Below are 24,033 nucleotides of genomic sequence, written 5' to 3' on the forward strand. Positions count from 1 at the left end.
CGTCGCGGTGTCCGGTCGGGCAGCAACGGCTCCAGCCGTGCCCACTCCGCGTCGGTCAAGTCGTGGCGATCAAGCACAGAAGAGATCTACCGCAGCCGACCCGCATGATCCACGGGACACGCTCTAGGCGGGCGCGGGCTGCACCGTGGCGTCGTAGAGGTAGGCCTCGGTCTCGTACTTCTCGTACCGGTCGTAGGTGCCCGGCGCGTAGTCGTCCTCGGCCAGCCGGTGGAACTGGCCCACCGTGCCGGTGACCTGCACCACCTGGCCCACCTCCACGAGGGTCGGCGCGGCGGTCTGCACCAGCAGGCTGTCCTCGCCGTAGCTCTCGCCGGCCAGCTCGAAGCTGCCCGGGTCGATCACGTCGGTGACGGTGGCGCTCACCGTCACCTCCTGGCCGAGGTACTCGCCCTCGTAGAAGTACTGGGGCTCCTGAATCTCCTCGACGTCGACCCCGCGCTCCGGGCCCGCCGACTGCTCCTCCGCGCGGCAGCCGGCGAGGACCGCGGTGAGCGCGGTGGTCAGCGCGGCCGCGGCGGCGAGACCTGCGCGCCGCGCCATCGGACGCATCTTCGCTGCCGTCGTCATCCCCGAGGCATACCCGGAACCGTTGCGGGTACGCACCTGTCGGCATCGTCGAGGAACGGGGACTGTGGTGCGGATACGAGTGGGACGGAGTGCGGCGGCCGGGGCGGCGCTGGTGGCGGCGATGGCGGTGGCGGGCTGCGGCGCCGGTCAGGTGGCGCAGACCGCGGAGCAGGTGACCGCGACCGGCGGGGCCGAGGGCCGCACCGGGCAGATGCTCGTGCGCGACGCACAGTTCACCTACGACCGACCGGTCCCGGGCGGCACGGTCTACGAACCGGGCGCGACCGCGCCGCTGCAGGTGACGATCGTCAACGAGGGCCCCGACGGGGACCGGCTGCTCGCGGTGAGCAGCCCGATCGCCACGTCCGGGCTCATCGTCGGGGACGCGCAGGTGCCGGGCGGGCAGGTCGTCACGGCGGGCTACGACCGCCCGATCTCGTCGATCACCGTCGGAAACGCGCAGGAGATCGACCTCGCCCTCGTCGGCCTCACGAGCCCCATCAGCGCCGGCCTCACCTACCCCGTCGACTTCACGTTCGAGCGCGCCGGCGTGGCCCGCGTCGAGGTGCCGGTCGAGAACCCGCAGCTGCTACCCCCGCGGGCGCGGGACCCCGAACCCGTCGAGGACCACACGCTGGAGACCGGGCCCGAGGTCGAGGCCGGACCCGAGATCGGCGACGGGCCGCGATGACGGCGCTGCGCAGGGGACTGCTCGGCACCGCCACCGCTGCACTGCTGGCCACCACCGCCTGTACGGCGGAGACGGCGGCACCCGTCACCGAGGAGCCCGCCGGAACGGCGTCGTCGGTCGCGGCCCCGACCCCGCTGGGCGGCACCGCAACCGCCGACGTCGTCGCGCGGCTCGCGCCGAGCGTCGTGACCGTCCGGACGGGGCAGGGCGGCGGGAGCGGCGTGGTCTACCAACCGGACGTCGTGATCACCAACCACCACGTGGTGGCGGGATCCGACGAGGTGACGATCGACTACGCCGACGGCACGTCGTCCACGGGCACCGTGCTCGCGACCGACCCGACCACCGACATCGCCGTGGTCCGCACGGCACGCGGCGACCTGCCCGTCCCGGAGTACCGCACGGAGCTGCCGCGGCCGGGCGAACCGGTGCTCGCGATCGGCAGCCCGCTGGGCTTCGAGGGCACCGTGACGGCGGGGATCGTGTCGGCGCTCAACCGCCAGATCCCCGGGTCGATCGAGCAGTCCCGGGCGCTGGTCGACCTCATCCAGGTCGACGCGGCGATCTCCCCCGGAAACTCCGGCGGCGCCCTGCTCGACGCGCAGGGCCGGGTCATCGGGATCAACGAGGCCTACATCCCGCCCGCGGCGGGGGCCGTGTCGCTGGGCTTCGCGATCCCGGCCGCGACGGCGGTCGCCATCGCCGACCAGCTGCTCGCCGACGGCAGCGCGACCCACCCCGTGCTGGGGCTGTCGCTGGGCAGGCTCACCGAGCAGATCAGCAGCGGGCTCGGGGTCGGCACGCAGGACGGCGCACTGGTGCTCGGCGTGCCGGAGGGCGGGCCCGCCGCGGCGGCGGGCGTGCAGCCGGGGGACGTCGTCATCGCGCTGGGCGACCGGGAGGTCGGCAGCATCGAGGACCTGCTGGGGGCGCTGCGCGAGACCGAGCCGGGCCAGGAGACGACGGTGACGGTCCTGCGCGGCGGCGAGGAGCTCGACCTGCCCGTGACGATCGGGGCCGAGAGCCGCTGAGCGAGGTCCGTTCCGGGGCCCGTCCCCGGCGCCGCCTCCCCGGCGCCGCGGACGGGCAGGACCTTCCTGACGCTTACCTGACGATCCCTCGTTCAGGCGGCTGTGAGGTCGGCGGGCCGCGCGGTGCCCGCCTACCGTCAGCACCGTCAGCGGATCCGAGAGGGAGGCACATGCATCCCGGCGACCACATCACCAGGCTGCTCTCCGCCACCGCGTGTTCGGGGGACGGCCGGCCGATCGGACCCGTCACCGCCGTCTACGTCGACGACGACTCCGGCAACCCCGTCTGGGTGACGGTGCGACCGGGCCCGCCCGGCACGGCGGAGCGCTTCGTACCGCTCGCCCGCGCCTGGCTGCACCCGGGGAGCCGGCTGGTCCTGTCGGTCACGCGGGCGGCGGTCGAGGCCGCGCCCGTGCCGCCGAGCGGGGAGCTCGGCAGCTCCGACGAGGACGAGCTGTACCGCTACTACGCGCAGGCGATCACGCCGATCGGGCGCCGCCCGGCGGAGGCCGCCGCGCTCACGGGTGCAGGGCCGGTGCGCCTGCGCAGGCGCACGCTGTCCGATGCGGTCGACCCGCACCTGGGGCTGACGGCGAGCTGAGCCGGTCCGAGCCACTCCCGGCCGAGTCAGTCCGAGGTGGTCCAGCCAATGGACCACGCGGTGTCCCCGGGGATCTCGCCGCCCGCGGCGGCGAAGGACTCCAGCACCGGCACGAGCTCGCTGCGGCGTTCGGGTGGCATGCGGTCGAGGACGTCTGCGATCGCCGCCCGCCGGTGGTTCATGACGCGGTCGACGAGGTCCCGGCCCGCCGCGGTCAGGTCCAGCACGAGGTTGCGCCGGTCGGCGGGGTCGTCGCGCCGGTCGAGCAGCCCGGCCACGACGAGCCGGTCGCAGGCCCGGGTCGCGTTGGACGGGTGCACCCCGAGCCCGCGCGCCACGGCGCCGAGGTTGAGCGGGCCACGGCTGGCCACCATCACGAGCACCCGCAGCTGAGGCAGGGTCACGACGTCGTCGACGGCGGCCACGGACTGCGCGCTCACCGCCACCAGCACCCGCGCCGCCGCCATCACGGCTTCCACGTCGGCGGAACAGCGGCGGGGCTGGTCGGTGCTCGTCACAGGGGCAAGTCTGCCCCGCCCGTTGCGCGTGCACAAACTTTGCGCGCCGCGGCGCGCGTCGGTCCGGTCCGGAGCACCCGCAGCGCCGTGCGGGGCGACAGCAGCGCACCGGGACCGTCGACGAGCCCCGCCACCCGGACGAACACCGCAGCCAGCTCCGCATCGTTGGCCGCGGTGGCCAGCAGCCGCGCCAGGTAGGCGTTCATCAGCCGCATCGCGGCCGTGGGTCCCGTACCCACGCCGGGGAAGGCCAGGTCGTTCGCCGCCACCATCGTCCACGCGGTGCCGACGATCCGGGCGACGTCGCGGTGCAGGCGCCGTGGCCGCAGCGGCGCGCCCCGCCGCAGGTGCGCCCGGCTCGCCGCGACCCCGACCCTCGACGCCGTGGCGCGGCGCTACGGCGGGCTCGCCGCCGCCGTCCTGGCCGGGCGCGCCGGGGTCGCGGGCGCCGCCGCGGCCGGGTTCGCCGAGGCCGACGCCGCGCTGGCCGGCGCGCCCTGGCTACGCCACCTCGGCAGGCGGCTGGCGGCCGAGGCCGCGGTCCGCGACGGGTGGGGCGACCCGGCGGGCCGGCTGCGGGACGCGCTCGCGTTCTTCGCGGCCCACGGACCGGAGGAGCTCGCCGCCGCGTGCCGGTCCCTGCTGCGACGCTCCGGCGCCCGCCTCGCCCGGCCGGTCCCGGACGAGGTGCCGGCCCGGCTCGCCGCCCACGGGATCACCCGCCGCGAGGCGGACGTCCTCGGGCTGCCGGCCCGCGGCCTGACCAACCGCGAGATCGCCGGGCGCCTCTACCTCTCGCACCGCACGGTGGAGAACACGTGGAGCGGCTGCTGGGGAAGACGGCGACGACGCGCCGCACGGAGCTCGTCGCCTGGGCCGTCGGCGCCGACACCCGGCCCGGGTGACGGGCGCGCCTACCGCGGCGGCAGCACGCAGAACTCGTTGCCCTCCGGGTCGGCCAGCACCACCCACGGGTGCTCCGGCTCGTCGGAGATGACGGTGGCGCCGAGGCCGACCAGCCGCTCCACCTCCGCCGCCTGGGTGCCGGCCGGCGGCGCGATGTCCAGGTGCAGCCGGTTCTTCCCGGACTTGCCCTCCGCGACGGGCTGGAACAGCAGCAGCGGCCCGCCGTCCCCCGTGCCGATCTGGACGTACTCGACGCCGTGCGCGTCCCGCCACCGGCGGTCCACCTCCGTGCCGAGCGCGGCGCACCAGAACCGCGCGCACCGCTCGGCGTCCGCGCAGTCCACCGCCACCGCGACCATCCGGCTCGCCATGCCGCCGCACTCCCGTCTCGTCAGCGGCGTGCGCCGCGCGTCAGCTCCGCCCGGTCGAGGCGCTGCCGGGCCAGGTAGTACAGGGTGGCGCCATCCTCGACCGGGCTGCCCCAACCCGGGCTCACCGCCAGCCCGCCGCTGCCACGCACGGCGATCAGCGTGGCCCCGAACCGCTCCCCGAACCAGGTCTGGCACTCCCCGAAGGATCGGCCCGCCAGCGGTGCCGGGACCGGCACCGAATAGGTGTTGCCCCCGGTCCTGCCGCTCATGAGGTCGGTGTAGACCTGGGCGATGCCCGGATCCAACGTCTCGTCGGTGATGAGGTTCGGCATGGCCCACTGCACACACTGGATGGCCGGGTTGACGAAGTGCAGCTGCTCGCGCCGCTCCATGTCCCGCAGCGCCACCACGATGTGCAGGTCCGGGTTGGCGTGGTCGACCGCCAGCGCGATCGCCAGCGACTCGTTGTCGTCACGGCCGTCGACGATCACCGCCTCCGCCGCCGCCACGCAGGCCCGGGTCATCACGTCCCGGGAGGTCAGGTCACCGCGGACGAACGACACCTCCGGCCGCTGCACCATCGGGTCGTCGGCGACGTCGTCGTCCCACGCGCAGAGCACGAGCGGGTGCTCGGCCTCGACGCTCAGCTCGTCGACCATGCGCTCGGTCCGCCTCGGCACGTACCCGAGGATCACGACGTGCCCACCGACGTCGAGCTGGGCCAGGCCCTTCACACGCTTTCCCCTCACCGTCTCCAGATAGGACGCCAGCCGCGTGAACAGGATCGTCAGCGTGACGATGCCGCCGACGATGACGTAGCCGCCGACGACGCGCCCGGCCGGCGTGCTCGGGTAGACGTCGCCGTAGCCCACCGTCGCCGCCGTGACCAGGAAGTACCACCAGTAGGTCCCCGGGCTCGCGATCTCGCTCCCGGCCGGCTCGACCAGCCACATCGCCAGCCAGCTCGTGCCGAAGACCACCGCCGCGACGAGGAGCGGAAGCCGCCACCCGTGCAGCCGGTTGAGCAGCGTCCAGAAGCGCTGGAGCAGGATCGGCACGTCCGGACCTCCCGTTCCCCACGCCGGCCGGAGAGGTCGAGAACGTATCGCCCCGCGCAGCCGTCGATCAGCCCGCCCCGAGCTCGACGACGACCTTCACGTCGTCCTCGCGCGCCTCGAACGCCTCGGCCGCGCGCTCCAGCGGCACCCGACGGCTGACGAGCCGCTCCAGCCAGTCCGCGTCGGCCCGGGCGAGCGCGTCGGCCGCGTGGGCGAAATGGCGCCGGTTGGCGTTCACCGAGCCGATCACCACGTCGTTCTCGAGCACGATCTCCCGGTTGAGCGCGCCGCCGTCGACCTCGATCGTCCGGCCGCCGCTCGACACCCCGGTGAGGCAGACGATGCCGTAGCGGGCGTTGTGCGCGATCGCGCCGAACACGACCGACGAGACGCCGGTCGCCTCGATCACGACGTCCGGCTCGGCGCCCTTGACGGCGTTCTCGAGCCCGTCGTGGTGGTAGGTGGCGCCGAGGGCCCGCACCAGCTCCGGCTTCGGGCCGTCGCTGACGACGTCGAGCACGTGGGTCTCGAGCCCGCGCTGCACCGCCAGCAGGGCGGCGAGCAGGCCGATCGGGCCGGCACCGGTTATCAGCGCCCGGTGCGGTGAGAACCACGCCCGCTCCCCCACGCGTTCGACCTGCTCCCAGGCCTTCGCCACCACGCTGGTGGGCTCCATCAGCATGCCGGTGCGCTCGAGCGAGGGGTCGAGCTTCACCGCGTAGTCCGGCTCGACGGTCCAGACCGGGCTGCCGTAGCCGTCCAGGCCGGTGATGCCGCGCTCGGTGTAGCGCCCGTTGCGGCACATGTCCGGCTCGCCGTGCGCGCACGCCCCACACGGGACGGGGTCGGGCCTGCGCACCACACCCACCACGAGGTCACCCGTCGAGAAGCCCGACCCCTCCGGCGCGGACCGCACCCTGCCGAGGGACTCGTGGCCCAGCACCAGGCGCTCGCGCCCGGGTGGCGGGTCGCCGTACTCGCCGCGGGAGATCTCCTTGTCGGTGCCGCAGATGCCGAGCGCGATGCCGTCGACGAGCAGCTCGCCGTCGGCGGGCGACGGCTCGGGCACGTCGGTGACCTCCAGCGACCCGGCCGTTCCCGGCCGGACGGTCAGCGCGCGCATGTGGCGACCTCCTCGGTTCGCGACGTCCTCGACCGCGCCGTGTCGATGTGCAGCGCGGAGTTGACCAGTCCCAGATGGCTGAACGCCTGCGGGGTGTTGCCGAGCTGGCGGCGGGCGTGCGGGTCGTACTCCTCGGCGAGCAGCCCGAGGTCGTTGCGCAGCCCGAGCAGCCGCTGGAACAGCTCACGCGCCTCCCCCGTGCGACCGATGCCGTGCAGCGCGTCGACCATCCAGAACGAGCAGACCAGGAACGTGCCCTCGCCGCCGGGCAGCCCGTCCACCCCGCCGTCGGCGTCGGGCCGGTAGCGCAGCACGAGGCCGTCCTCGCCCAGCTCGCGCCGGATCGCGTCGACCGTGCCGCGCACGCGCTCGTCCGACCACGGCAGGAACCCGACGGCCGGCATGAGCAGCAGCGCCGCGTCCAGGCCCTGAGAGCCGTAGAACTGGGTGAACGTGTTGCGGTCGGCGTCGTAGCCGCGCTCGCACACGTCGTCGTGGATCCGCGCGCGCAGCGCCCGCCAGCGCTGCACCGGCCCGTCCCGGCCGAACCGCTCAACGGCCTTCACCGCGCGGTCCAGCCCGGTCCAGGCCAGCACCTTGGAATGCACGAAGTGCCTGCGGGGCCCGCGCACCTCCCACAGCCCGTTGTCGGGATCCTCCCAGTGGCCCTCGAGGTAGTCGAGCAGCGCCCGCTGCAGGTCCCATGCGCTCTCGTTCGGGGCGATCCCGGCCTCGCGCGCCAGGTGCAGGCCGTCGAGCACCTCGCCCCAGACGTCGAGCTGGTACTGGTCGGCTGCGGCGTTGCCGACCCGTACGGGAGCGGAGCCCTCGTAGCCCGACAGCCCGTCCAGCGTGTACTCCAGCAGGCGCCGCTCGCCGTGCAGCCCGTACATGATCCGCAGGTTCATCGGCTCGGCCGCGACGGCGCGCAGCAGCCACTCCCGCCAGGCGCGCGCCTCGTCCTGGTAGCCGGTGGCCAGCAGCGCCTGCAGGGTGAGGGTGGCGTCGCGCAGCCAGCAGTAGCGGTAGTCCCAGTTGCGCGCGCCGCCGATCTCCTCGGGGAGCGATGTCGTCGCCGCCGCGACGATCCCGCCCGTCGGCGCGTAGGTGAGGCCCTTGAGCACCACCAGCGAGCTGCGCACGGCGTCCGCCCACTCGCCGTCGTAGGTGCAGCGGCCGATCCAGTCGGCCCAGAACGCCTCGCTGTCGCGCACCGCCTGCGGACCGTCCACCGGGTGCGGGCGGGGCAGGTGGGACTCGGTGTGGGTGAGCACGAACGGCACCTCCTCCCCCGGCCCGACGGTGAACTCCGCCGAGACCGTGCCGTCCGCCACCGTGACGGGCGTCGGGCCCGCGAGCCACGCGGCGTCCGGGCCGGCGACGGCCGAGACGTCGCCGTCGATGTGCCGGATCCACGGGACGACGTCGCCGTAGTCGAACCGAAGCCGCAGGTCCATCCGCATCGGCACCCGGCCCGACACGCCCTCGACGAGCCGCACGACGTCGGCGGCCTCCCCGCGGGGCGGCATCGCGTCGATGACCCGGACCGTGCCCTCCGGGGTCTCCCACTCGGTCTCCAGCACCAGTGACGACCCGCGGTAGCGCCGCCGGGCGCAGCGGCCGCCGGCGGCAGGGGCGAGCAGCCACCGGCCCGCACGCTCGTCGTGCAGCAGCGCGCCGAAGCAGGCCGGCGAGTCGAACCGCGGCAGGCACAGCCAGTCGATCGATCCGTCGTTGCCGACAAGCGCCGCCGCCTGCAGGTCGCCGATCACCCCGTAGTCCTCGATGCGGCCCGCCATCAGGTCCGTCCCCTCGTCGCCATGCCCGCGCCGTTCCCTGGTTTGCGCTCGTGCAAACGTTGCGCGGTCGTGACCCGAACGGGTCGGCGACTGGGTACCCAGGAGGCGCCGGGGTACCCCGCGGCCTGCTGATCCGACCCAGACCAGGAGGAACCCATGCAGAGCAACAGCCGAGTCGTCGCCTCGTTCCCCGACTACGCAGGCGCGCAGTACGCCGTCGACGCCCTCGCCGACCGGAAGTTCCCGGTGGACGGGCTCGCGATCGTCGGCGCCAACCTGCAGTCCTACGAGCAGATCACCGGACGCCGCGGCTATGGTCGGGCCGCGCTCGAGGGCTTCCTGTCCGGCGCGGTCATCGGTGCGATCATCGGATGGCTGTTCGGGCTGTTCAGCTTCATCGACCCGCTCGTGTCCGCGTTCCTGCTCGCGTTGTGGGGCATCCTCATCGGCGGTGTGCTGGGCCTCGTCCTCGGCCTGATCGCCCACGCGCTGAGCGGCGGCCGCCGGGACTTCTCGTCCGTCGCCACGGTGCGGGCCGAGCGCTACGACGTGCTGGCCGCCGCCGAGATCGCCGACGAGGCCGAGCGCGCCATCGCCGAGCTGAAGGCCGCGCCCGCGCCGCACTGACCCCGTCCCCACGACAACGAGGAGGAGCACCCCTTGCCGGGTCGACCCGCGACCGACGACCGTCACCGACCCGACCCCCCTCAGCCGCTTCCACGTCTGCTCGGCAGGGCACTGGTCATCGCCGTGGCCGCAGGGACGTTGGTCGCCGCGGTGCTGGTGGTACCGGCCGCCGGCGTGTCCCGCGTCGTGGCCGCGCCGCTCCCCGAGGGGGACGCCGCGGCCGGGGTGCCCGATCCGGCGGGCACGCCGCTCGCGAGCGTGATCACCGACGCGACCGGCGCCCCGATCGCACGGCTGTACGACCAGTACCGGATCCCGACCGACGCCGGGGAGATCTCGGACGCGATGAAGGCCGCGGTCGTCGCGATCGAGGACCGGCGGTTCTTCGAGCACGGCGGGGTGGACTGGGCGGGCGTGGCGCGCGCGCTCGTCACGAACCTCGTCACGAGCGGCGCGCCGTTCGACGGCCAGGGCGCCTCCACCATCACCATGAGTACGTCAAGAACCACCGGCTGTACGCGCTCGCCGACACCGAGCGGGAGCGCGAGGCCGCCGTCGCCGACACCCTGACCCGCAAGATCCGCGACGTCCGCGTCGCGCTCGCGGTGGAGGAGCGGCTGATCAAGCCGCAGATCCTCGCCCGCTACCTCGACAGCGTCTACTTCGGACACGGCGTCTACGGGGTGGCCGCGGCGGCGCGCACCTACTTCGCCACCACCCCCGCCGAGCTGACGCTGCCCCAGGCCGCGCTGCTCGCGGGGATCGTCAAGGCGCCGTCGACCTACGACCCGGTCACGGCGCCCGAGGCGGCACTCGCCCGGCGCGACCTCGTGCTCCAGGCGATGGCCGACGTCGGCTCGATCACCCCGGAGAGGCCGCGGCCGCCCGCGCCACCGGGCTCGGGATCGTCGAGCCGTTGCGCGAGGCCTCGGGCGGGTGCGTGGCGGCGGCCCCGGACACCGCGTTCTTCTGCCGCTACGTCCTCGACCACCTCGCCGAGCACGGGCTCACCGCCGAGGAGCTGCGGACCGGCGGCTACACCGTCCGCACGACGCTGGACCCGCACGCAACGGAGGCGGCCGCGCGCGCCGCCGCCGAGCAGGCGCCGGTGGAGGCGACCGAGGGGATCGCCAACGCCGTGGCCGTCGTGCAGCCCGGGCGGGAGCGCCACCGGGTGCTCGCCCTCGCGGCGAACCGGGAGCTCGGCCCGGACGCGGCGGCCGGCCAGACCGCCTACCCGCTTCCGACCGCGCCCGTGCCGCACGGGGCGGGGTCGATCTACAAGATCTTCACCGCGGCCGCGGCGATGGAGCGCGGACTGGGCATCCGCAGCGAGGTGCCCGCGCCGGAGCGCTACACCTCGGACGTCTTCCGGGACGGGACGGACCCCTACACCGTCACCGGCGACAGCGGCGCCCCGGAGGACGTCACGCTCACCGAGGCGCTCGCGTACTCCCCCAACACCACCTCGTCGCGATCCTCGACGAGATCGGCTCCGTCGACCCTGCCGTCGACATGGCCCACCGACTGGGCCTGCGGGAGAGCCTGCAGGTGCCGAACAGCAGCGGGCGCCCCGTCGGCGAGGCCGTGCGGGCCGAGGAGCGCGCGTCGTTCACGCTCGGTCCGGTGCCCACGATCCCGCTGGAGCTGGCGAACGTCGCCGCCACCATCGTCAGCGGGGGCGTCTGGTGCCCGCCCACGCCGATCGAGTCGATCACCAACGCCGCCGGGAACCCCGTCCCGCTCGACGAGGCGCCGTGCGAGCAGGCCGTGCCGGAGGACCTCGCCGACAGCCTCGCGATCGCGCTGTCGCAGGACCACACGATCGGCACCGCGTCCGACGCCGCCGACGCGGCCGACTGGGAGCGGCCGATGATCGGCAAGACCGGAACGACCCAGCGGCACCTGTCCGCCGGCTTCGTCGGCGCCACCCCGCAGCTCGCGGGCGCCGTGCTGACCTGGTCGGACGCCAGCCCGCCCCGTCCGGTCTGCGCGGGCGACCCGCCGCGGCTCTGCTCCGAGGGCACCCTCTACGGCGGCACGGTGCCCGCGCAGACGTGGTTCGCCACGATGCAGCCGCTGCACGACGGCCTCCCCGCGGAGGAGCTGCCGGACGCGACGGAGCCGTACCTGCGCGGCGAGATCACCGACCCGGCGGGCTGACCGGGTCCGGCGCGCGCCCCCCGGTTTGGCCGATGCCCCCCGATTCGGCCGATGCCCCCCGTCGACGGGGGGCACCCGCCACGACGGGGGCATGAGGGGCCCGGGCTCGACGCATCCGGGCTCGTCCCTGCTCTACCGGCTCGGCCTCGGCGCCCTGCTCGGCGGCCGGCTGGTGCTGCTCACCTGCGTCGGACGTCGCAGCGGCCTGCCCCGCCAGGTCGTGCTGGAGGTCGTGGGCCGCGACGGCGACACCGTGTTCATCGCCTCGGGGTACGGCGCGCGGTCCCAGTGGTTCCGCAACATCAGCGCCGACCCGCGGGGTGCGGTTCCAGGTCGGCGCGCGCCGCCGCCGCGGCCTCGTCCGCCCGTTGCCGCCGGAGGAGTCGGGGCGCCGGCTCGCGGAGTACGCGCGGGCGCACCCGCGGGCGGCCGCGATGCTGATGCGCACGATCGGCCAGGACGCCGACGGCTCCGCCGCCGCCTACCCCCGCATCGGGGCCGACCCGGAGCGCGGGGTACCCATCGTCGCGCTGGTACCCGAGGCGTAGCTTCGACCACCCCGCGCCTGCCAGGAAAGCCACGTTCCTGTCATTGAACGTCAGGAACGTGGCTTTCCTGACACTTCGGCGGGCTCATACCGCGCGGCGACGGCCCGCGCCGCGCCAGGATCGCGTCCGCGGCGGCCTGCACGTCGGGCAGCGCCGCCAGCACCTGCTCGCGCCGGTGCAGCAGGCCCGCGGTGTCGTGCAGCCCGAGGAGCTCGGCGACCGCGTCCCGGAACTCGGCGGCAGCGGTGCTTCGCAGCGGCTCCGGCGCGTCGGCAGCCAGGATCTGCCGGCAGCGCGCTGCGGTGGCCACGATCCAGAAGACGGCCTCGCGGTGGTCCCCGTCGGCCACGAGCATGCGGCTTCCGTCCACGGCGATCGGCCGGGCCTCCGCCGTGATGTCGCCGGAGAAGGAGAACCGGGTGCGCGCCACGGGGACCGTCCGGTCGAACAGCGCCGCGAGCGCGTCCAGCCGGCGCGCCACGGCCGACGCGTCCACGTCGGCGCACCCGAGCAGCTCCAGCAGGAGCCGGTACACGCCGGGCAGCCCGTACGCGTCCAGCACGTCGCGAGCGGCGTGGTAGCGCAGCCGCACCGTCGGGTGGCGCAGGTCGGCCACCAGCACCACGTGCGTGAGCAGGCTGCTCGGGAACATCCACGCCAGGACCTGCTCGTGCCACGGCGCCTGCGGGTCGAGCGCGGCGAGCCGCCCGGACAGCGTGTCGACGACGGCGGCGCACCGCCGCCGCACCACGGCCGGGTCGGCATGGATCGGCGCGACGGCGGCGTGCAGGGCCCGCAGCCGCCCGGTGGGGTCGGCGACGACCTGGTCGGTGGCGAAGCTCGGCGCCGTCACCCAGGACGCCGCCACCGCGTCCGCGTCCCCGAGCGCGTCCTCGGCCACGGTGGAGACGTCGAGCAGCGCGCCGCGGTGACGGAACTTGCCCGGTGCCGGTATCGCATCCGCGACGACCAGCCGCACGTCCACGTCCGACCACGGCGGCAGCGGCTCCGAGCCGCCGCGCCAGACCGCGGAACCGCTGAAGAACGCGCCACGGAACCAGGACTCATCGGCCGCGTGCCGCGCCACCCAGTCCCGCGCCGCGGCGCGGCCGTCCTCGACGAGCATCTCCTAGTGCGCGTCGAAGAGCACGCTCACCGACTCGCCGTTGTGGATGGGGCGCACGGCCTCGGCCAGCGCCGGCGCGACCGACAGCACGGTGAGCTTCGCGGCGCTCGCGGCTTCGGGCACCGGGACGGTGTTGGTGCAGACGATCTCGGTGACCGCGTCGCGCTCCCCGATCCGCGCCAGTGCTCCGGCCGTGAACAGGCCGTGCGTGCAGGCGACCCGCACCGACGCCACGTCGTGCTCGGCGAGCCGGTCGAGCAGCTCCAGGATGGTGCTGCCGCGGGCGATCTCGTCGTCGAGCACCACGACGTCGCGGCCGCGGACGTCGCCGATGATCGAGCTGATGACGACCTTGTCGTCGGCCAGCCGCTCCTTCGCGGCGGCCGCGACGGGCCGCCCGAGCAGCCGCGCGAACCGGGACGCCTCCTTCGCGTTGCCCAGGTCGGGCGACACGACGACGGAGTTGGACAGGTCGCTCGCTTGGAAGTGCGCGGCCAGCTCGTGCAGCGCGTGCAGGTGGTCGACCGGAACGCCGAAGAAGCCGTGCACCTGCGGCGAGTGCAGCGTCATCGTCAGCACGCGGTCGGCCCCGGCGGTCTGCATCAGGTCGGCCATCAGCCGGGCGCCGATCGAGATGCGCGGGGCGTCCTTCTTGTCCGAGCGCGCGTAGGCGAAGTGCGGCATCACCACCGTGATCCGCGCGGCCGACGCGCCCCGGGCGGCGTCGAGCATCAGCAGCAGCTCGACGAGGTTCTCCTGCACCGGCGGCACGAGCGGCTGCACGACGAAGACGTCGCGCTCGCGGCAGTTGGCCTGCAACTGCACCTCGAGGCAGTCGTTGGCGAACCGCGTGGTGCGCGAGGGCGCCAGCGGCACGTCGAGGTGGTGGCAGATGGCAGCGGCCAACTCCGGGTGGGCCGAACCACTGAAGATCGTGATGTCGCGCATCGCGCCCCCTTCGGCACCACCCTTCCAGGCGCGCCGATCAGGCCGGTCGCCGCCCCCAGGCGTCGCGCCGGGCGTCGAGCAGCGGGGCCTGGAGCCGGGCCCACGGGGACAGGTCGTCGTCGAGGCGCGCCGCGGCGAGAAACGCCTCCCAGCTCCACCACTCGACCGAGTCGACCTCGTCGGGCCGCGGGCGCGGCTCTCCCACCAGCGTGCAGACGTACACCGGGCACAGCTCGTTCTCCTCGACCCCGCCCGCCGAGGCGCGGTAGGCGAAGTCGGGCAGCACGAGCCGCAGGTCGACCGCCCCCAGGCCGAGCTCGTCGACGAGCCGCCGCCGGATCGCGTCCTCCATCGGCTCGCCCGGCGCGGGGTGCCCGCAGCAGGTGTTGGTGCGGACACCCGGGAACGTGCGCTTGTCCCGGGCCCGCCGCGTCACCAGGAGCCGGCCCGCGCGGTCGAAGCCGTAGCAGGAGAACGCGAGATGACGCGGCGTCGACGCGCCGTGCACGGCGGCCTTGTCCGCCACGCCGATCGGGCGCCCGTCGTCGTCGAGGAGCACGACCTGCTCGGGCGGGGCGGGGGTTCCGGCGGATACGTCGGCCACCTCCTCACTGTGACCGATGCCCGCCGGCACCGCGCGTCGAGGACCACCGATGAGTTGTCGGCCCCGCTCCAGTCATACCTCGGAGGAGATGTCGACCTGAGGAGCGAGAGATGACCCTGCCCGACATCGTGGCCCGCGACGAGTGGCTTGCCGCGCGGCGCACGCTGCTGGCCGAGGAGAAGGAGCTGACCCGACGGCGCGACGCGCTCAACGCTCGGCGGCGCAACCTGCCGATGGTGCGGGTCGACAAGGAGTACGTCTTCACGGGCCCGGACGGCCCGGCGACCCTGCTCGACCTCTTCGACGGCCGGTCGCAGCTCATCGTCGGGCACTTCATGTTCCACCCGGACTGGGACGCAGGCTGTCCCAGCTGCTCGGCGGGTGCGGACGAGATGTCCGACGGGCTGCTGCGGCACCTGCACAGCCGCGACACCACGCTGGTGCAGGTGTCGCGGGCGCCGATCGCGAAGATCGAGGCGTACAAGGCGAGCAAGGGCTGGACCTTCCCCTGGTACTCCTCGTACGGCAGCGACTTCAACTTCGACTTCCACGTCACCCTCGACGAGTCCGTTACCCCGGTCTCGTACAACTACCGTGACCCGGCCGAGCACGAGCGGGCCGGCACGGCGTACTACGTCGAGGGCACACCGCCGATCGAGGCGCCGGGCACGAGCTGCTTCCTGCGGGTCGGCGACGAGATCTTCCACACGTACTCGATGTACGCGCGCGGGGCCGAGTCGCTCGGCGGCTCCTACTACTTCCTCGACCTCACCGCGCTCGGCCGGCAGGAGGACTGGGAGGAGCCGAAGGGGCGGGCCGCGTCCGTCCGGGGCGCGGTGCCGGACTTCGCGGACTGAACCGGGCGGGCGGGCCGTGCGTCACTTCCGGCGTTCCGGCCCGCCGCTCGCCAGCAGGGAGTGCCGCCGCCCGTAGACGAAGTAGATCGCGAGCCCGATCAGCAGCCAGACGGCGAACCGGAGCCAGCTGAGCACGTCGAGGTTGAGCATGAGGTACAGGCACGCCGCCGCCGTGACGATCGGCACCACCGGGGAGAACGGCACCCGGAACGGCCGGTCGAGGTCGGGCCTGCGCTTGCGCAGCACCGGCACCGCGATCGCCACGATGATCATCGCCGAGAGTGCGCCGATGGACACCATGTCGGCGAGCTCGGTGATCGGGGTGAACGCGGCGATGAGCGCGATGACGGCCGCACCGATGATCGTCATCCGGTGCGGGGTGCCGAACCGCGGATGGGTCGTCCCGATCGGCGCGGGCAGCAGCCCGTCACGGCCCATGGCGAAGCCGATCCGCCCGATCGTCACCAGCTCCACCATCATCACCGAGGTGAGCCCGGTGACCGCGCCGAGCGCGACGAGCGCCCCGATCCAGGGCAGCCCGACCGTGGTGAACGCCGCGGAGAGCGGTGCCCCGACGTCGATCTGCTCGTAGGGCACCATCGCGGTCAGCACGAGCGAGATCCCGATGTAGAGCAGGGCGCACACGGCGAGCGCGCCGAGCAGGCCGATCGTGAGGTCGCGGCGCGGGCGGCGGGTCTCCTCGCCCAGGTTCGCCAGCGCCTCGAAGCCGGTGTAGGCGAAGAAGACGATCGCGGCGGCGGTCAGCACGCCGCCGATGCCGTAGACCGTCGGTTCCAGCCCGAACACGGCCCGCACCACGGCCTGCTCCAGCACGGAGCCGCCGCCCTCGGGGGCCTGCGCCGGCGGGATGAACGGGCGCAGGTTCGCGGGATCGAAGAAGAACGCCCCGACCCCGAGGATCAGCACGCACACCGCGATCTTGACGAGCACCAGCACGTTGGTGAACCGGGACGACTGCCGCACGCCGACCACCGCGATCACGGTCAGCACCGCGATGATCAGGACGGCGCCGACGTTCACCACCGACTCCTCGCCGAACAGGCTCTCCGGCAGGCCGAACAGGCTGGCCAGGTACGCCGACCAGCTGCGGGAGACCACCGCGAGCCCGAGCCCGAACTCCAGCAGCAGGTCCCATCCGATGATCCAGGCGAACACCTCGCCGAGGGTCGCGAACGCGTAGGTGTAGGCCGAGCCCGCCGTCGGGACGGACGAGGCGAGCTCGGCGTAGCAGAGCGCGGCGAGCCCGGCGACCACCGCCCCGATCAGGAACGACAGGGTGACGCGGGACCGGCGTTCTCCTTGGCCTGCACGCCCGCGAGGGTGAAGATCCCGGTGCCGATGATGATCCCGACGCCGAACCCGACCAGGTCGCGCGCGCGGAGGGTCCGTCTGAGGGTGTTGCCCTCCCCGCGCTGCAGGACGTGCTCGACGGAGATCGTCCGGGTCACCGACATTCGCCGCACGCTATTGCCACACGACGGAAACGCGCAGGGCGAGCGTGCGTCGCCGGACCGCGTCGGTCAGGTGCGGAGCGCGTACCAGCGTGCGGCGGTGCCGCCGCGCACCTCGGCCAGTCCGGCCGCGTCCAGGCCACAGGCGACCACCGCGGCGTCGAGGTCACGCACGGCCGCCCCGTAGTCGGCCCGCAGCGTGACGACCGGCCAGTTGCTCGCCAGCATGAGCCGCTCGGCGCCGAACCGGTCGACCGCGTGTGCGACGTACGGCGTCAGGTCCGCGGGCCGCCACGCCGGCCACGCCGTGAGCACGTCGATCCCGACCGAGACCTTCATCGCCACGTTCGGGCACGCGGAGAGGGCATCGACGCGGGCCCGCCAGCCGTCGGCAACACCGGTGTCGAGCGGCGGACGCGCCAGATGGTCGACGACGATCCGCAGCCCCGGTACGGCCCGCGCCAGCGCCACGACGGCGTCGGCCTGGCCGTCGGTGACGGGCACGACATCCCACGCCAGGCCCTCGTCGGCGAGCTCGGTGAACAGCGCGACCGCCTCGGCGTCGGCGAGCCAGGAAAGCGGCGCCCGGCCGACCAGGCAGCGCACGCCGCACCACCTGCCCCGGTCGGCGCGGGCGAGCTCGGCCCGGGCCGCGGCGGCGTCGGCCAGCGGCAGCCACCCGACGACGCCCGCGACCCTCGGGAACGCCGCCGCGTAGCCGGCCAGCAGATCGTTCTCGGCGGGGGTGTCGACCGACTCGACGAGCACGGTCGCGTCGACGCCCGCCGCGTCGAGCTGCGGGGCCAGGTCGGCGGGCTCGAAGTCCGCGGCCAGCCCGGCGTGGGCGTCGCCGCGCCACGGTTGCTCCTGGCGGGCGACCTGCCAGAAGTGGTGGTGGGCGTCGATCCGCGGCGCGGGCTGTGCCGAGGATCCGCTCGCAAGCTTGCGCCGTGCCGATGATTCGCTCGCAGGCTCGCTCATCGTCCGCTCCATTCCGGCGTGCGCTTGGCGAGGAACGCCGCCACTCCCTCGGCGAAGTCGGCGCTGCCGTAGCAGTCCGCGAGCAGGTCGTCGCCGTCGATCCCGCGATCGGCCGCGGCGATCCGGCGGTCGATCACCTTGAGCGCCGCGAGCGTCCGCGGTGCCCCGGATGCGAGCCTGCGCACCAGGTCGTCGGCCGCGGCGTCCAGCTCGCCGGGGGCGACGACGGAGTGCACGAACCCGGCGGCGGCCTCCCGCGCGTCGATGTTCTGCGCGGTCAGCAGCATCGCCATGGCCCGGCCCGGCCCGAGCCGCCGCTGCAGCCGGGCGACGACCGCGGGCGGCAGGCAGTTGCCCAACGTCCGCGCGATCGGCGCGCCGAACACCGCCGACTCGCTCGCGACCAGCACGTCGCAGCAGGCCGCGATGGCCAGGCCGCCGCCGACCGCGGGCCCGTCGACGACGCCCAGCACGGGCACCGGCACGGCGAGCAGGCGCTCCAGCACCGCGGCGACGCGGCGCTCGTAGTCCAGCCCGTCCTCCGCGCCGGCGAACGCGGTGAACTGCCCGATGTCGGTGCCGGCCGCGAACGCCCGGCCGGCCCCGCGGACCACGACCACCCGCAGGTCCGGGTCGGCCTGCGCCTCCGTGCACGCCTTCTGCAGCTGGTCGTACATCTCCCAGGTCAGCGCGTTGCGCCGGGCGGGATGCGACAGCGTGAGGTGCAGCGCCGACCCGTCCCGCGTGCTGAGGACGGCGGGCTCGTCGCGCACCTCGGTCCGCGGCCGCAGGACCTCCGCGGTGTGCTGGCCCAGTAGCGGCGGCGGCCTGCGCACCGTCGTCGGTGTGCCGGACAGGTGCAGCGGCGAGGCCAGCACCGGCACCCGGCCGTCCACCGGGTGCTCGACGTGCTCCACCATGCCGCGGGCCTTGACGTGCGGGTCGTCCTCCAGCACCTGGCGGTAGTCCTGGATCGGCCCCGCCGGGACGCCCGCGGCGAGCAGCCGGTCCACCCACGTCGCCGTGTCGGCCGCGGCGAGCCGCTCCTCCAGCACGGCGACGAGCTCGGCGCGGTGCTCCATGCGGTCGACGTTGCGCGCGAACCGGGGGTCGTCGGCCAGGTGCTCCGCCTCCAGCGCCCGGCACAGCCGCCGCCACAGCCGCTCGTTGTTCGCCCCGACGGTCACGTACCCGTCCCGGGTGGCGAGCGCCTGGTACGGCGCCGACATCCGGTTGGCCGAGCCGAGCGGCTGCGGCGGCTTCCCGGTGGCCCAGAACTCCGTGGACTCCCACACCGACAGCGCGAGCGCCGCCTCGAACAGCGACGTCTCGACGTACTGCCCCTGCCCGGTGCGCTGCTTGGACGCCCACGCGGCCAGGATGCCGACGGTGCAGAACAGGCCGGAGCCGAGGTCGGCCACCGGGATGCCCGACTTGATCGGCCGGTCCCCCGGCTCGCCGGTGATGCTCATGACGCCGGACATGGCCTGCGCGATCAGGTCGTAGCCGGGCCGGTCGGCGTACGGACCGGTCTGCCCGAACCCCGAGATGCTCGCGTAGATCAGGCCCGGGTTCAGCGGCGCGAGCCGCTCGTAGTCGACCCCGAGCCGGGCGGCCACCCCCGGCCGCCAGTTCTCGACGACGACGTCGGTGGTGCGGACCAGGTCGTGGAAGGCCGCGAGGCCCTCGGCGGACTTGAGGTCCAGGGTGATGCTGCGCTTGTTGCGGTTGAGCGCCAGGAACGCGCGGCTGTCGTCGCCCGCGCCCGAGTAGCCCCACGAGCGCCGCGTCTGGTCCCCCGTCTCCGGGTTCTCCACCTTGATGACGTCCGCGCCGAGGTCGGCGAGGATCATCGTGCAGTACGGTCCGGCCATCACCTGGGTGAGGTCGAGCACCGTCATTCCGGCGAGTGCCGTCATCGGCTCTCCAAAGCGGTGTTGACCTCGGTGAAGAACGCCGCGGCTGCGTCCTGAGTGGACGTCCCGCCGAAGATCACGCTCTCGTAGGCCCGGGTGAAGGCTCCCTCGAAGCTCGCCTGGTAGCCGGGCGGGTAGACCACGGCGACCGGCGTGCCCGCCACGATCTTCTGGTAGAGGTCGAGCTCGGCGCGCTTCAGCGGCGGAAGCTCCGGGTTGTCGAGCTGCTGCTGCAGCTGCCTGCTGTTGGTCACCGCGCCGTTGTTCGACAGGAAGGTCGCCGCCGCCTCGTCGTCGTTGATCCAGAAGTCGATGAACGCCGCCGCCGTCGGGACGTTCGCGCAGCTGGTCGGGATCGAGAAGCCGGAGGTGAACAGCACGTTCCCGGACCCGGCAGGTCCCGACGGCAGCGGAAGGCTGGCCAGCTGCTGGCCCGGCGCCAAGCCGTCGAGCGTCTTCTGGGCGGGGGTCAGGGCGTTGCCGGGAAGGTTGTCGGCCAGCACCTTGCCCTGCGCCACGTACCGCTGCTCGGTCTGCTCGGGCTCCTCGGCGTTCGCCTCGGCGGTGGTGGTGAGGCCCGCCTGCCGCCACTGCTCCCACATGTCCCAGTACTCGACGAGCAGGTCTTGCGAGAACCCGAGCTGCCGGTCCTCGAAGAGCGTCTCGCCGCGCCCCGCGACGTAGGAGATGAAGTTGTTCGGCAGCGCGCCGCCCAGGTTCACGGGCGGGATTCCCTCGGGCAGGCCCGGCTCCGCCGCGGCGAGCCAGTCGCCGAACGCGGCCCAGTCGTAGCCCTCGGCGGGCAGCCCCACCCCGGCGGCCTCGGCCAGCGTCCGGTTGACGACCATCGCGTCGTAGGCGGCGCCGTAGGGGATCATGTAGAGGGTCCCGTCGAGGCCGCGCCCGGTGTCGAGCACCTCGTCCGGGATCTCGGACACGTCGATCGCACCCGAGTCGATCATCGGCTGCAGGTCGAGCAGGACGTTCTTCGTGGTGTAGTCGTTGAGCTGGCGCCCCTGCAGCTGCGTGACGCACGGCAGGTTGCCGCTGGAGGCCTGGACGTTGAGCCGCTCGAAGTAGGCGCCGAAGTCGGCCGACTCGCCCTCGACGGTCGTGCCGGGGTGGGCGGCCGTGAACTGGTCGATGACGGCGTTGGTCAGCTCGTTGCGCGGGCCGGAGCCCCACCAGGCCACCCGGACGTTGCCGGTGACCTCCCCGGTGCCGTCGGCCCCCTCGTTCGGGTTGGCCCCGATCGAGGTGCTCCCGCCGCACCCCGACGCGACGAGGGCGAGCGCGAGGGCACCGGCCGCGATGCCGGCACTCCGCATGCGTGTGAACATCCTTGTTCCCTTTCTCCTACTTCAGTCCGCTGGTGGCGATGCCCTCGATGAGCAGCTTCTGAGCGACCAGGAAGAATCCGACGATGGGGGCGAGCGAGAGCGTGGCCATGGCGAACAGCGGCCCGTAGGCCGATTCACCGGTGGCGTCGAGGAACCCGTTCAGCCCCTGCGCGACCGTCCACATCTCCGGCCGGATCAGGTACAGCAGCGGTCCCAGGAAGTCGTTCCAGGTGTTGATGAACGTGAACAGCGCCGTGGTGCCCAGCGCCGGGATCGACAGCGGCAGCACCACCCGGCGGAAGATGCCGACGTGCCCGCAGCCGTCCAGCCGGGCCGCGTCGTCGAGCTCCTGCGGCAGGGTCCGGATGAACTGGACCATCAGGAAGATGAAGAACGCGTCCGTGGCCAGGAACTTCGGCACCACCAGCGGCAGGATCGTGTTGATCCACGCCAGCTCGTTGAACAGCACGTACTGCGGCACCAGCGTGACGTGGTAGGGCAGCAGCATCGTGCCGAGCATCAGCGCGAACATCGTGCGCTTGAACGGGAACGACATCCGCGCGAAGGCGTACGCCGCCATCGAGCACGCCACCACGTTGCCGATCACGGCCAGCACGGTGATGACCAGCGAGTTCCAGAAGAACCGGGAGAAGTTCAGGTTCCCGAGCGACCAGCCGCTGATGTAGTTGTCCAGGGTGAAGTCGTCCGGCCAGATGCTGAGCGTCCCGAACGCCTCGTTGCTCGGCCGGAACGACGCCGCCACCATCCACAGCAGCGGATACAGGATGACGATCAGGATGCAGATCATCAGGGCGTGCCGGGCGAGCGCCAGCACCAGCGGGTTGCGGGACCGCCTGCGTCCGAAGAGCGGACGGGGCGGCGCGGGACGCTGCCGCGTGAGGGTGGTCATCTCTCGTCTCCGTAGTGCACCCAGAACCGGGCGCTGGCGAACAGGCCCGCGGTGAACAGCGCCAGCACGACGACCAGCGTCCACGCCATCGCCGATGCGTAGCCCATCTCGAGGTTCGCGAAGCCGCGCTGGTACAGGTAGAGCGTGTAGAAGAGGGTGGAGTCCAGCGGTCCGCCCTCGCCGCGGCTGATGACGTAGGCCGGGGTGAACGCCTGGAACGCGTTCACCGTCGTCAGCAGCAGGTTGAAGAAGATCAGTGGCGTCAGCATCGGCAGCGTCACGTGGAAGAAGCGGCGCACCGCCCCCGCGCCGTCCACGGCGGCTGCCTCGTAGAGCTCCTTCGGCACCTGCCGCAGCCCCGCCAGAAAGATGATCATCGTGGAGCCGAACGCCCAGACGTTGAGCACCACCAGCGTGTACAGCGCGGTGTCGGGATTGCCGATCCAGCTGCCGCCCTCGATCCCGACCAGGGCGAGCACCTCGTTGAGGATGCCGTCCCGCCCGAACACCTGGCGCCACAGCACCGCGATCGCGACGCTGGCCGCGATCAGCGAGGGGAGGTAGAACGCGGCCCGGTAGCCGGACAGGAACCGCATGCCCCGGTTGAGCACCATCGCCACCAGCAGCGACACCACCAGCACCGCGGGCACCGAGATCAGGACGTACCGCACGGTGACCCCGACCGAGTTCAGGTACCGCGGGTCGGCGGTGAGCATCCGGGTGTAGTTCTCGAACCCGACCCACTCCGGCGGCGTCATGAGGTTGTAGGAGGTGAACGACAGGTACAGCGAGTAGATCATCGGGCCGATGGTCAGCAGGAGCATCCCCGCGATCCACGGCGAGAGGAAGCCGTAGGCCGCGAGTGCCTCGCGGCGCCGCCTGCTGCGGCCCGTCCACTCCTTGGCCGGCCGCGCCGAGGACCGGGGCTGCGGTTCGGCCTGCGGCTTCGGACGCACTTCTGTCGGACTCATCGGTCACCTCCGTTCGCCTTCGCCGCGTGCGCCTCGACCCGCGCCGCGACCGTCTGCGCCAGCCAGCCGGCCAGCGGCACCGGCACCTCGACCGTCCGGGCGGCCTGTACGATCTCGTCGAGGTCCTTGCTCCACGGCCGGGCGGCGACCGGAGTGCCGCCCGCGTCGTAGGCCGCGGCCGTCCGGTCGAAGAAGCCCCAGTTGCGGGCGACCCAGGAGTCGCCGGTGCTGGTGGCGAGCACCGCGAGCAGCGGCTCCGGGGCGACGCCGTGGGCGGCGGCCAGGTCGAGCGCCTCGTGCAGCCCCGCCAAGTTCGCGAACATCGCGAGCTGGTTGGCGAGCTTCGCGGCGGCGCCCGCCCCCGCCGGTCCGACGTGGATCACGTCGTCGCCGACGGTCTCGAGCAACGGACGCAGGCGCTCCAGCGCCCCGTCGTCGCCCCCGACCATCACGGTGAGCTCGCCCGAGGCGGCCCGGTCCGAGCCGCCGCTGACGGGCGCGTCGAGCAGGTCGACCCCGCGCTCCGCCGCGACCTCGGCCAGCTGCCGGGCCGTCTCGGGCAGAACCGTGCTGTGCACGATCACGGCCCGCCCCTCGCAGCTCCCGTCGAGGTGGCCACCCGGCCCCTCGAGCACACCGCGCACCGCGGCGTCGTCCGGCACGACCAGGACGAGGACGTCGCAGTCGACGAGGTCCGCGCGGTCCTTCGCGGCCGTCGCGCCGTGTTCGACGCAGGCCTGCACGGGCTCGGGCCGCGTGTCCAGGACGGTCAGGTCCCAGCCCGCCCGCATCAACGTGCAGGCGAGCGGGAGACCCAGGTTTCCGAGCCCGACGAGCCCGATACTCGTGGACCCCGGCGACACTGCCATGGCTGCTCCAGGGA

Annotated in this window: 25 protein-coding genes and 4 pseudogenes; 11 read left to right on the forward strand and 18 right to left on the reverse strand. The window is 73.5% G+C overall.

Going from position 1 to position 24,033, the window contains the following annotated elements:
* Positions 1-123 precede the first annotated feature (123 nt).
* Entirely contained in the window at positions 124-588 is a 465-nt protein-coding gene (locus KME75_RS11715) for a hypothetical protein (protein WP_219414635.1), read from the reverse strand.
* Positions 589-667: 79 nt separating this feature from the next.
* Here KME75_RS11715 and KME75_RS11720 point away from each other — a divergent pair, with 79 nt between their 5' ends.
* The 3 genes from KME75_RS11720 (at position 668) to KME75_RS11730 (ending at position 2,912) form a co-directional block, all read left to right on the forward strand.
* Entirely contained in the window at positions 668-1,279 is a 612-nt protein-coding gene (locus tag KME75_RS11720) for a copper chaperone PCu(A)C domain-containing protein (protein WP_219414636.1), read from the forward strand.
* Positions 1,276-2,310 (forward strand): S1C family serine protease, encoded by a 1,035-nt coding sequence (locus tag KME75_RS11725; protein WP_219414637.1) that lies wholly within the window; start codon positions 1,276-1,278, stop codon positions 2,308-2,310. The genes KME75_RS11720 and KME75_RS11725 overlap by 4 nt, the downstream gene beginning before the upstream one ends.
* Before the next feature lie 170 nt (positions 2,311-2,480).
* Entirely contained in the window at positions 2,481-2,912 is a 432-nt protein-coding gene (locus KME75_RS11730) for a hypothetical protein (RefSeq protein ID WP_219414638.1), read from the forward strand.
* Between the two features lie 26 nt (positions 2,913-2,938).
* On the opposite strand, the gene KME75_RS11735 is transcribed toward KME75_RS11730, so the two are convergent.
* Complete coding sequence (locus KME75_RS11735; RefSeq protein WP_308282711.1) at positions 2,939-3,430, reverse strand: MarR family winged helix-turn-helix transcriptional regulator; 492 nt, start codon at positions 3,428-3,430, stop codon at positions 2,939-2,941.
* The gene (locus tag KME75_RS11740) at positions 3,427-3,702 is read right to left on the reverse strand and encodes a hypothetical protein (RefSeq protein WP_219414639.1); all 276 of its coding nucleotides are present in this window, start codon (positions 3,700-3,702) and stop codon (positions 3,427-3,429) included. Before KME75_RS11740 ends, KME75_RS11735 begins: the two co-directional genes overlap by 4 nt.
* 415 nt (positions 3,703-4,117) lie before the next feature.
* Here KME75_RS11740 and KME75_RS45805 point away from each other — a divergent pair.
* Positions 4,118-4,198, forward strand: a pseudogene (locus tag KME75_RS45805) (hypothetical protein); the annotation flags it as partial.
* 146 nt (positions 4,199-4,344) lie between these two features.
* Here the strand turns inward: KME75_RS45805 and KME75_RS11750 are convergent.
* The 4 genes from KME75_RS11750 to KME75_RS11765 all read right to left on the reverse strand — a co-directional run bounded on the left by KME75_RS11750 (position 4,345) and on the right by KME75_RS11765 (position 8,687).
* Positions 4,345-4,707 (reverse strand): VOC family protein, encoded by a 363-nt coding sequence (locus KME75_RS11750; protein ID WP_219414640.1) that lies wholly within the window; start codon positions 4,705-4,707, stop codon positions 4,345-4,347.
* Positions 4,708-4,727: 20 nt separating this feature from the next.
* Complete coding sequence (locus KME75_RS11755; RefSeq protein WP_219414641.1) at positions 4,728-5,765, reverse strand: ion channel; 1,038 nt, start codon at positions 5,763-5,765, stop codon at positions 4,728-4,730.
* A 67-nt stretch (positions 5,766-5,832) separates the two neighbouring features.
* Positions 5,833-6,888, reverse strand: coding sequence for a glucose 1-dehydrogenase (locus KME75_RS11760; protein ID WP_219414642.1), 1,056 nt, complete (start codon positions 6,886-6,888; stop codon positions 5,833-5,835).
* Entirely contained in the window at positions 6,876-8,687 is a 1,812-nt protein-coding gene (locus tag KME75_RS11765) for a glycoside hydrolase family 15 protein (RefSeq protein WP_219414643.1), read from the reverse strand. Before KME75_RS11765 ends, KME75_RS11760 begins: the two co-directional genes overlap by 13 nt.
* Positions 8,688-8,843: 156 nt before the next feature.
* On the opposite strand from KME75_RS11765, the gene KME75_RS11770 reads away from it, so the two are divergent.
* The 3 genes and pseudogenes from KME75_RS11770 to KME75_RS44875 form a co-directional block, all read left to right on the forward strand.
* Positions 8,844-9,314 (forward strand): YflT domain-containing protein, encoded by a 471-nt coding sequence (locus KME75_RS11770; RefSeq protein ID WP_219414644.1) that lies wholly within the window; start codon positions 8,844-8,846, stop codon positions 9,312-9,314.
* Between the two features lie 123 nt (positions 9,315-9,437).
* Positions 9,438-9,884, forward strand: a complete 447-nt coding sequence (locus tag KME75_RS11775; protein ID WP_219414645.1) for a transglycosylase domain-containing protein — start codon at positions 9,438-9,440, stop codon at positions 9,882-9,884.
* Positions 9,885-9,919: 35 nt separating this feature from the next.
* Positions 9,920-10,099 (forward strand): annotated as a pseudogene (locus KME75_RS44875) (transglycosylase domain-containing protein); the annotation flags it as partial.
* A gap of 604 nt (positions 10,100-10,703) precedes the next feature.
* On the opposite strand, the gene KME75_RS44880 reads toward KME75_RS44875, so the two are convergent.
* Positions 10,704-10,838 (reverse strand): hypothetical protein, encoded by a 135-nt coding sequence (locus KME75_RS44880; RefSeq protein ID WP_281424503.1) that lies wholly within the window; start codon positions 10,836-10,838, stop codon positions 10,704-10,706.
* Between KME75_RS44880 and KME75_RS43050 the strand changes: the two genes are divergently transcribed.
* From KME75_RS43050 to KME75_RS43055, 3 genes and pseudogenes are all read left to right on the forward strand, one after another.
* A complete protein-coding gene (locus KME75_RS43050) occupies positions 10,830-11,477 on the forward strand; it encodes a penicillin-binding transpeptidase domain-containing protein (protein ID WP_246631929.1) in 648 nt (215 codons plus the stop codon). The two genes, KME75_RS44880 and KME75_RS43050, sit on opposite strands and share 9 nt — an antisense overlap.
* 91 nt (positions 11,478-11,568) lie before the next feature.
* Positions 11,569-11,760: pseudogene (locus tag KME75_RS46705) on the forward strand (hypothetical protein); the annotation flags it as partial.
* Positions 11,761-11,797: 37 nt separating this feature from the next.
* Positions 11,798-12,025, forward strand: coding sequence for a hypothetical protein (locus KME75_RS43055; protein ID WP_246631930.1), 228 nt, complete (start codon positions 11,798-11,800; stop codon positions 12,023-12,025).
* A 40-nt stretch (positions 12,026-12,065) separates the two neighbouring features.
* Here the strand turns inward: KME75_RS43055 and KME75_RS11790 are convergent, their stop codons facing one another.
* The 3 genes from KME75_RS11790 to idi are packed head-to-tail and all read right to left on the reverse strand — an operon-like array spanning position 12,066 to position 14,703.
* The gene (locus KME75_RS11790; RefSeq protein WP_219414647.1) at positions 12,066-13,151 is read right to left on the reverse strand and encodes a hypothetical protein; all 1,086 of its coding nucleotides are present in this window, start codon (positions 13,149-13,151) and stop codon (positions 12,066-12,068) included.
* A gap of 3 nt (positions 13,152-13,154) precedes the next feature.
* Complete coding sequence (locus tag KME75_RS11795) at positions 13,155-14,099, reverse strand: ribose-phosphate diphosphokinase (protein ID WP_219414648.1); 945 nt, start codon at positions 14,097-14,099, stop codon at positions 13,155-13,157.
* A gap of 37 nt (positions 14,100-14,136) precedes the next feature.
* A complete protein-coding gene (gene idi, locus KME75_RS11800) occupies positions 14,137-14,703 on the reverse strand; it encodes an isopentenyl-diphosphate Delta-isomerase (RefSeq protein ID WP_219414649.1) in 567 nt (188 codons plus the stop codon).
* Positions 14,704-14,813: 110 nt separating this feature from the next.
* Between idi and KME75_RS11805 the strand changes: the two genes are divergently transcribed.
* On the forward strand, positions 14,814-15,560 hold the full coding sequence (locus tag KME75_RS11805; protein ID WP_219414650.1) for a DUF899 domain-containing protein: 747 nt from the start codon (positions 14,814-14,816) through the stop codon (positions 15,558-15,560).
* 21 nt (positions 15,561-15,581) lie between these two features.
* Here the strand turns inward: KME75_RS11805 and KME75_RS11810 are convergent.
* The 7 genes and pseudogenes from KME75_RS11810 to KME75_RS11840 all read right to left on the reverse strand — a co-directional run bounded on the left by KME75_RS11810 (position 15,582) and on the right by KME75_RS11840 (position 24,019).
* A pseudogene (locus KME75_RS11810) lies at positions 15,582-17,035 on the reverse strand (amino acid permease).
* Between the two features lie 66 nt (positions 17,036-17,101).
* Positions 17,102-18,013 carry an amidohydrolase family protein gene (locus tag KME75_RS11815; protein WP_219414651.1) on the reverse strand — a complete coding sequence of 304 codons (912 nt, stop codon included), beginning with the start codon at positions 18,011-18,013 and terminating at the stop codon, positions 17,102-17,104.
* Positions 18,010-19,932 (reverse strand): enoyl-CoA hydratase, encoded by a 1,923-nt coding sequence (locus tag KME75_RS11820; protein WP_219414652.1) that lies wholly within the window; start codon positions 19,930-19,932, stop codon positions 18,010-18,012. Before KME75_RS11820 ends, KME75_RS11815 begins: the two co-directional genes overlap by 4 nt.
* Positions 19,929-21,257 carry an ABC transporter substrate-binding protein gene (locus KME75_RS11825; RefSeq protein ID WP_219414653.1) on the reverse strand — a complete coding sequence of 443 codons (1,329 nt, stop codon included), beginning with the start codon at positions 21,255-21,257 and terminating at the stop codon, positions 19,929-19,931. The genes KME75_RS11820 and KME75_RS11825 overlap by 4 nt, the downstream gene beginning before the upstream one ends.
* Positions 21,258-21,285: 28 nt before the next feature.
* A complete protein-coding gene (locus tag KME75_RS11830; RefSeq protein WP_219414654.1) occupies positions 21,286-22,179 on the reverse strand; it encodes a carbohydrate ABC transporter permease in 894 nt (297 codons plus the stop codon).
* On the reverse strand, positions 22,176-23,150 hold the full coding sequence (locus KME75_RS11835; protein WP_219414655.1) for a carbohydrate ABC transporter permease: 975 nt from the start codon (positions 23,148-23,150) through the stop codon (positions 22,176-22,178). The genes KME75_RS11830 and KME75_RS11835 overlap by 4 nt, the downstream gene beginning before the upstream one ends.
* On the reverse strand, positions 23,147-24,019 hold the full coding sequence (locus tag KME75_RS11840; protein WP_219414656.1) for an NAD(P)-dependent oxidoreductase: 873 nt from the start codon (positions 24,017-24,019) through the stop codon (positions 23,147-23,149). Before KME75_RS11840 ends, KME75_RS11835 begins: the two co-directional genes overlap by 4 nt.
* Positions 24,020-24,033: the final 14 nt, after the last annotated feature.

Source organism: Pseudonocardia nigra, from assembly GCF_019396355.1.
Classification (GTDB): domain Bacteria; phylum Actinomycetota; class Actinomycetes; order Mycobacteriales; family Pseudonocardiaceae; genus Pseudonocardia; species Pseudonocardia nigra.

Coding starts and splice junctions, on each gene's coding strand:
- KME75_RS11840 (WP_219414656.1), bottom strand. CDS start 24,019: ATGGCAGTGTCGCCGGGGTCCACGAGTATCGGGCTCGTCGGGCTCGGA.
- KME75_RS11750 (WP_219414640.1), bottom strand. CDS start 4,707: ATGGCGAGCCGGATGGTCGCGGTGGCGGTGGACTGCGCGGACGCCGAG.
- KME75_RS43050 (WP_246631929.1), top strand. CDS start 10,830: ATGGCCCACCGACTGGGCCTGCGGGAGAGCCTGCAGGTGCCGAACAGC.
- KME75_RS11835 (WP_219414655.1), bottom strand. CDS start 23,150: ATGAGTCCGACAGAAGTGCGTCCGAAGCCGCAGGCCGAACCGCAGCCC.
- KME75_RS11790 (WP_219414647.1), bottom strand. CDS start 13,151: ATGCTCGTCGAGGACGGCCGCGCCGCGGCGCGGGACTGGGTGGCGCGG.
- KME75_RS11830 (WP_219414654.1), bottom strand. CDS start 22,179: ATGACCACCCTCACGCGGCAGCGTCCCGCGCCGCCCCGTCCGCTCTTC.
- KME75_RS11765 (WP_219414643.1), bottom strand. CDS start 8,687: ATGGCGGGCCGCATCGAGGACTACGGGGTGATCGGCGACCTGCAGGCG.
- KME75_RS11725 (WP_219414637.1), top strand. CDS start 1,276: ATGACGGCGCTGCGCAGGGGACTGCTCGGCACCGCCACCGCTGCACTG.
- KME75_RS11825 (WP_219414653.1), bottom strand. CDS start 21,257: ATGCGGAGTGCCGGCATCGCGGCCGGTGCCCTCGCGCTCGCCCTCGTC.
- KME75_RS11815 (WP_219414651.1), bottom strand. CDS start 18,013: ATGAGCGAGCCTGCGAGCGAATCATCGGCACGGCGCAAGCTTGCGAGC.
- KME75_RS11770 (WP_219414644.1), top strand. CDS start 8,844: ATGCAGAGCAACAGCCGAGTCGTCGCCTCGTTCCCCGACTACGCAGGC.
- KME75_RS11740 (WP_219414639.1), bottom strand. CDS start 3,702: ATGGTGGCGGCGAACGACCTGGCCTTCCCCGGCGTGGGTACGGGACCC.
- KME75_RS11760 (WP_219414642.1), bottom strand. CDS start 6,888: ATGCGCGCGCTGACCGTCCGGCCGGGAACGGCCGGGTCGCTGGAGGTC.
- KME75_RS11805 (WP_219414650.1), top strand. CDS start 14,814: ATGACCCTGCCCGACATCGTGGCCCGCGACGAGTGGCTTGCCGCGCGG.
- KME75_RS11820 (WP_219414652.1), bottom strand. CDS start 19,932: ATGACGGCACTCGCCGGAATGACGGTGCTCGACCTCACCCAGGTGATG.
- KME75_RS11795 (WP_219414648.1), bottom strand. CDS start 14,099: ATGCGCGACATCACGATCTTCAGTGGTTCGGCCCACCCGGAGTTGGCC.
- KME75_RS11730 (WP_219414638.1), top strand. CDS start 2,481: ATGCATCCCGGCGACCACATCACCAGGCTGCTCTCCGCCACCGCGTGT.
- KME75_RS11715 (WP_219414635.1), bottom strand. CDS start 588: ATGACGACGGCAGCGAAGATGCGTCCGATGGCGCGGCGCGCAGGTCTC.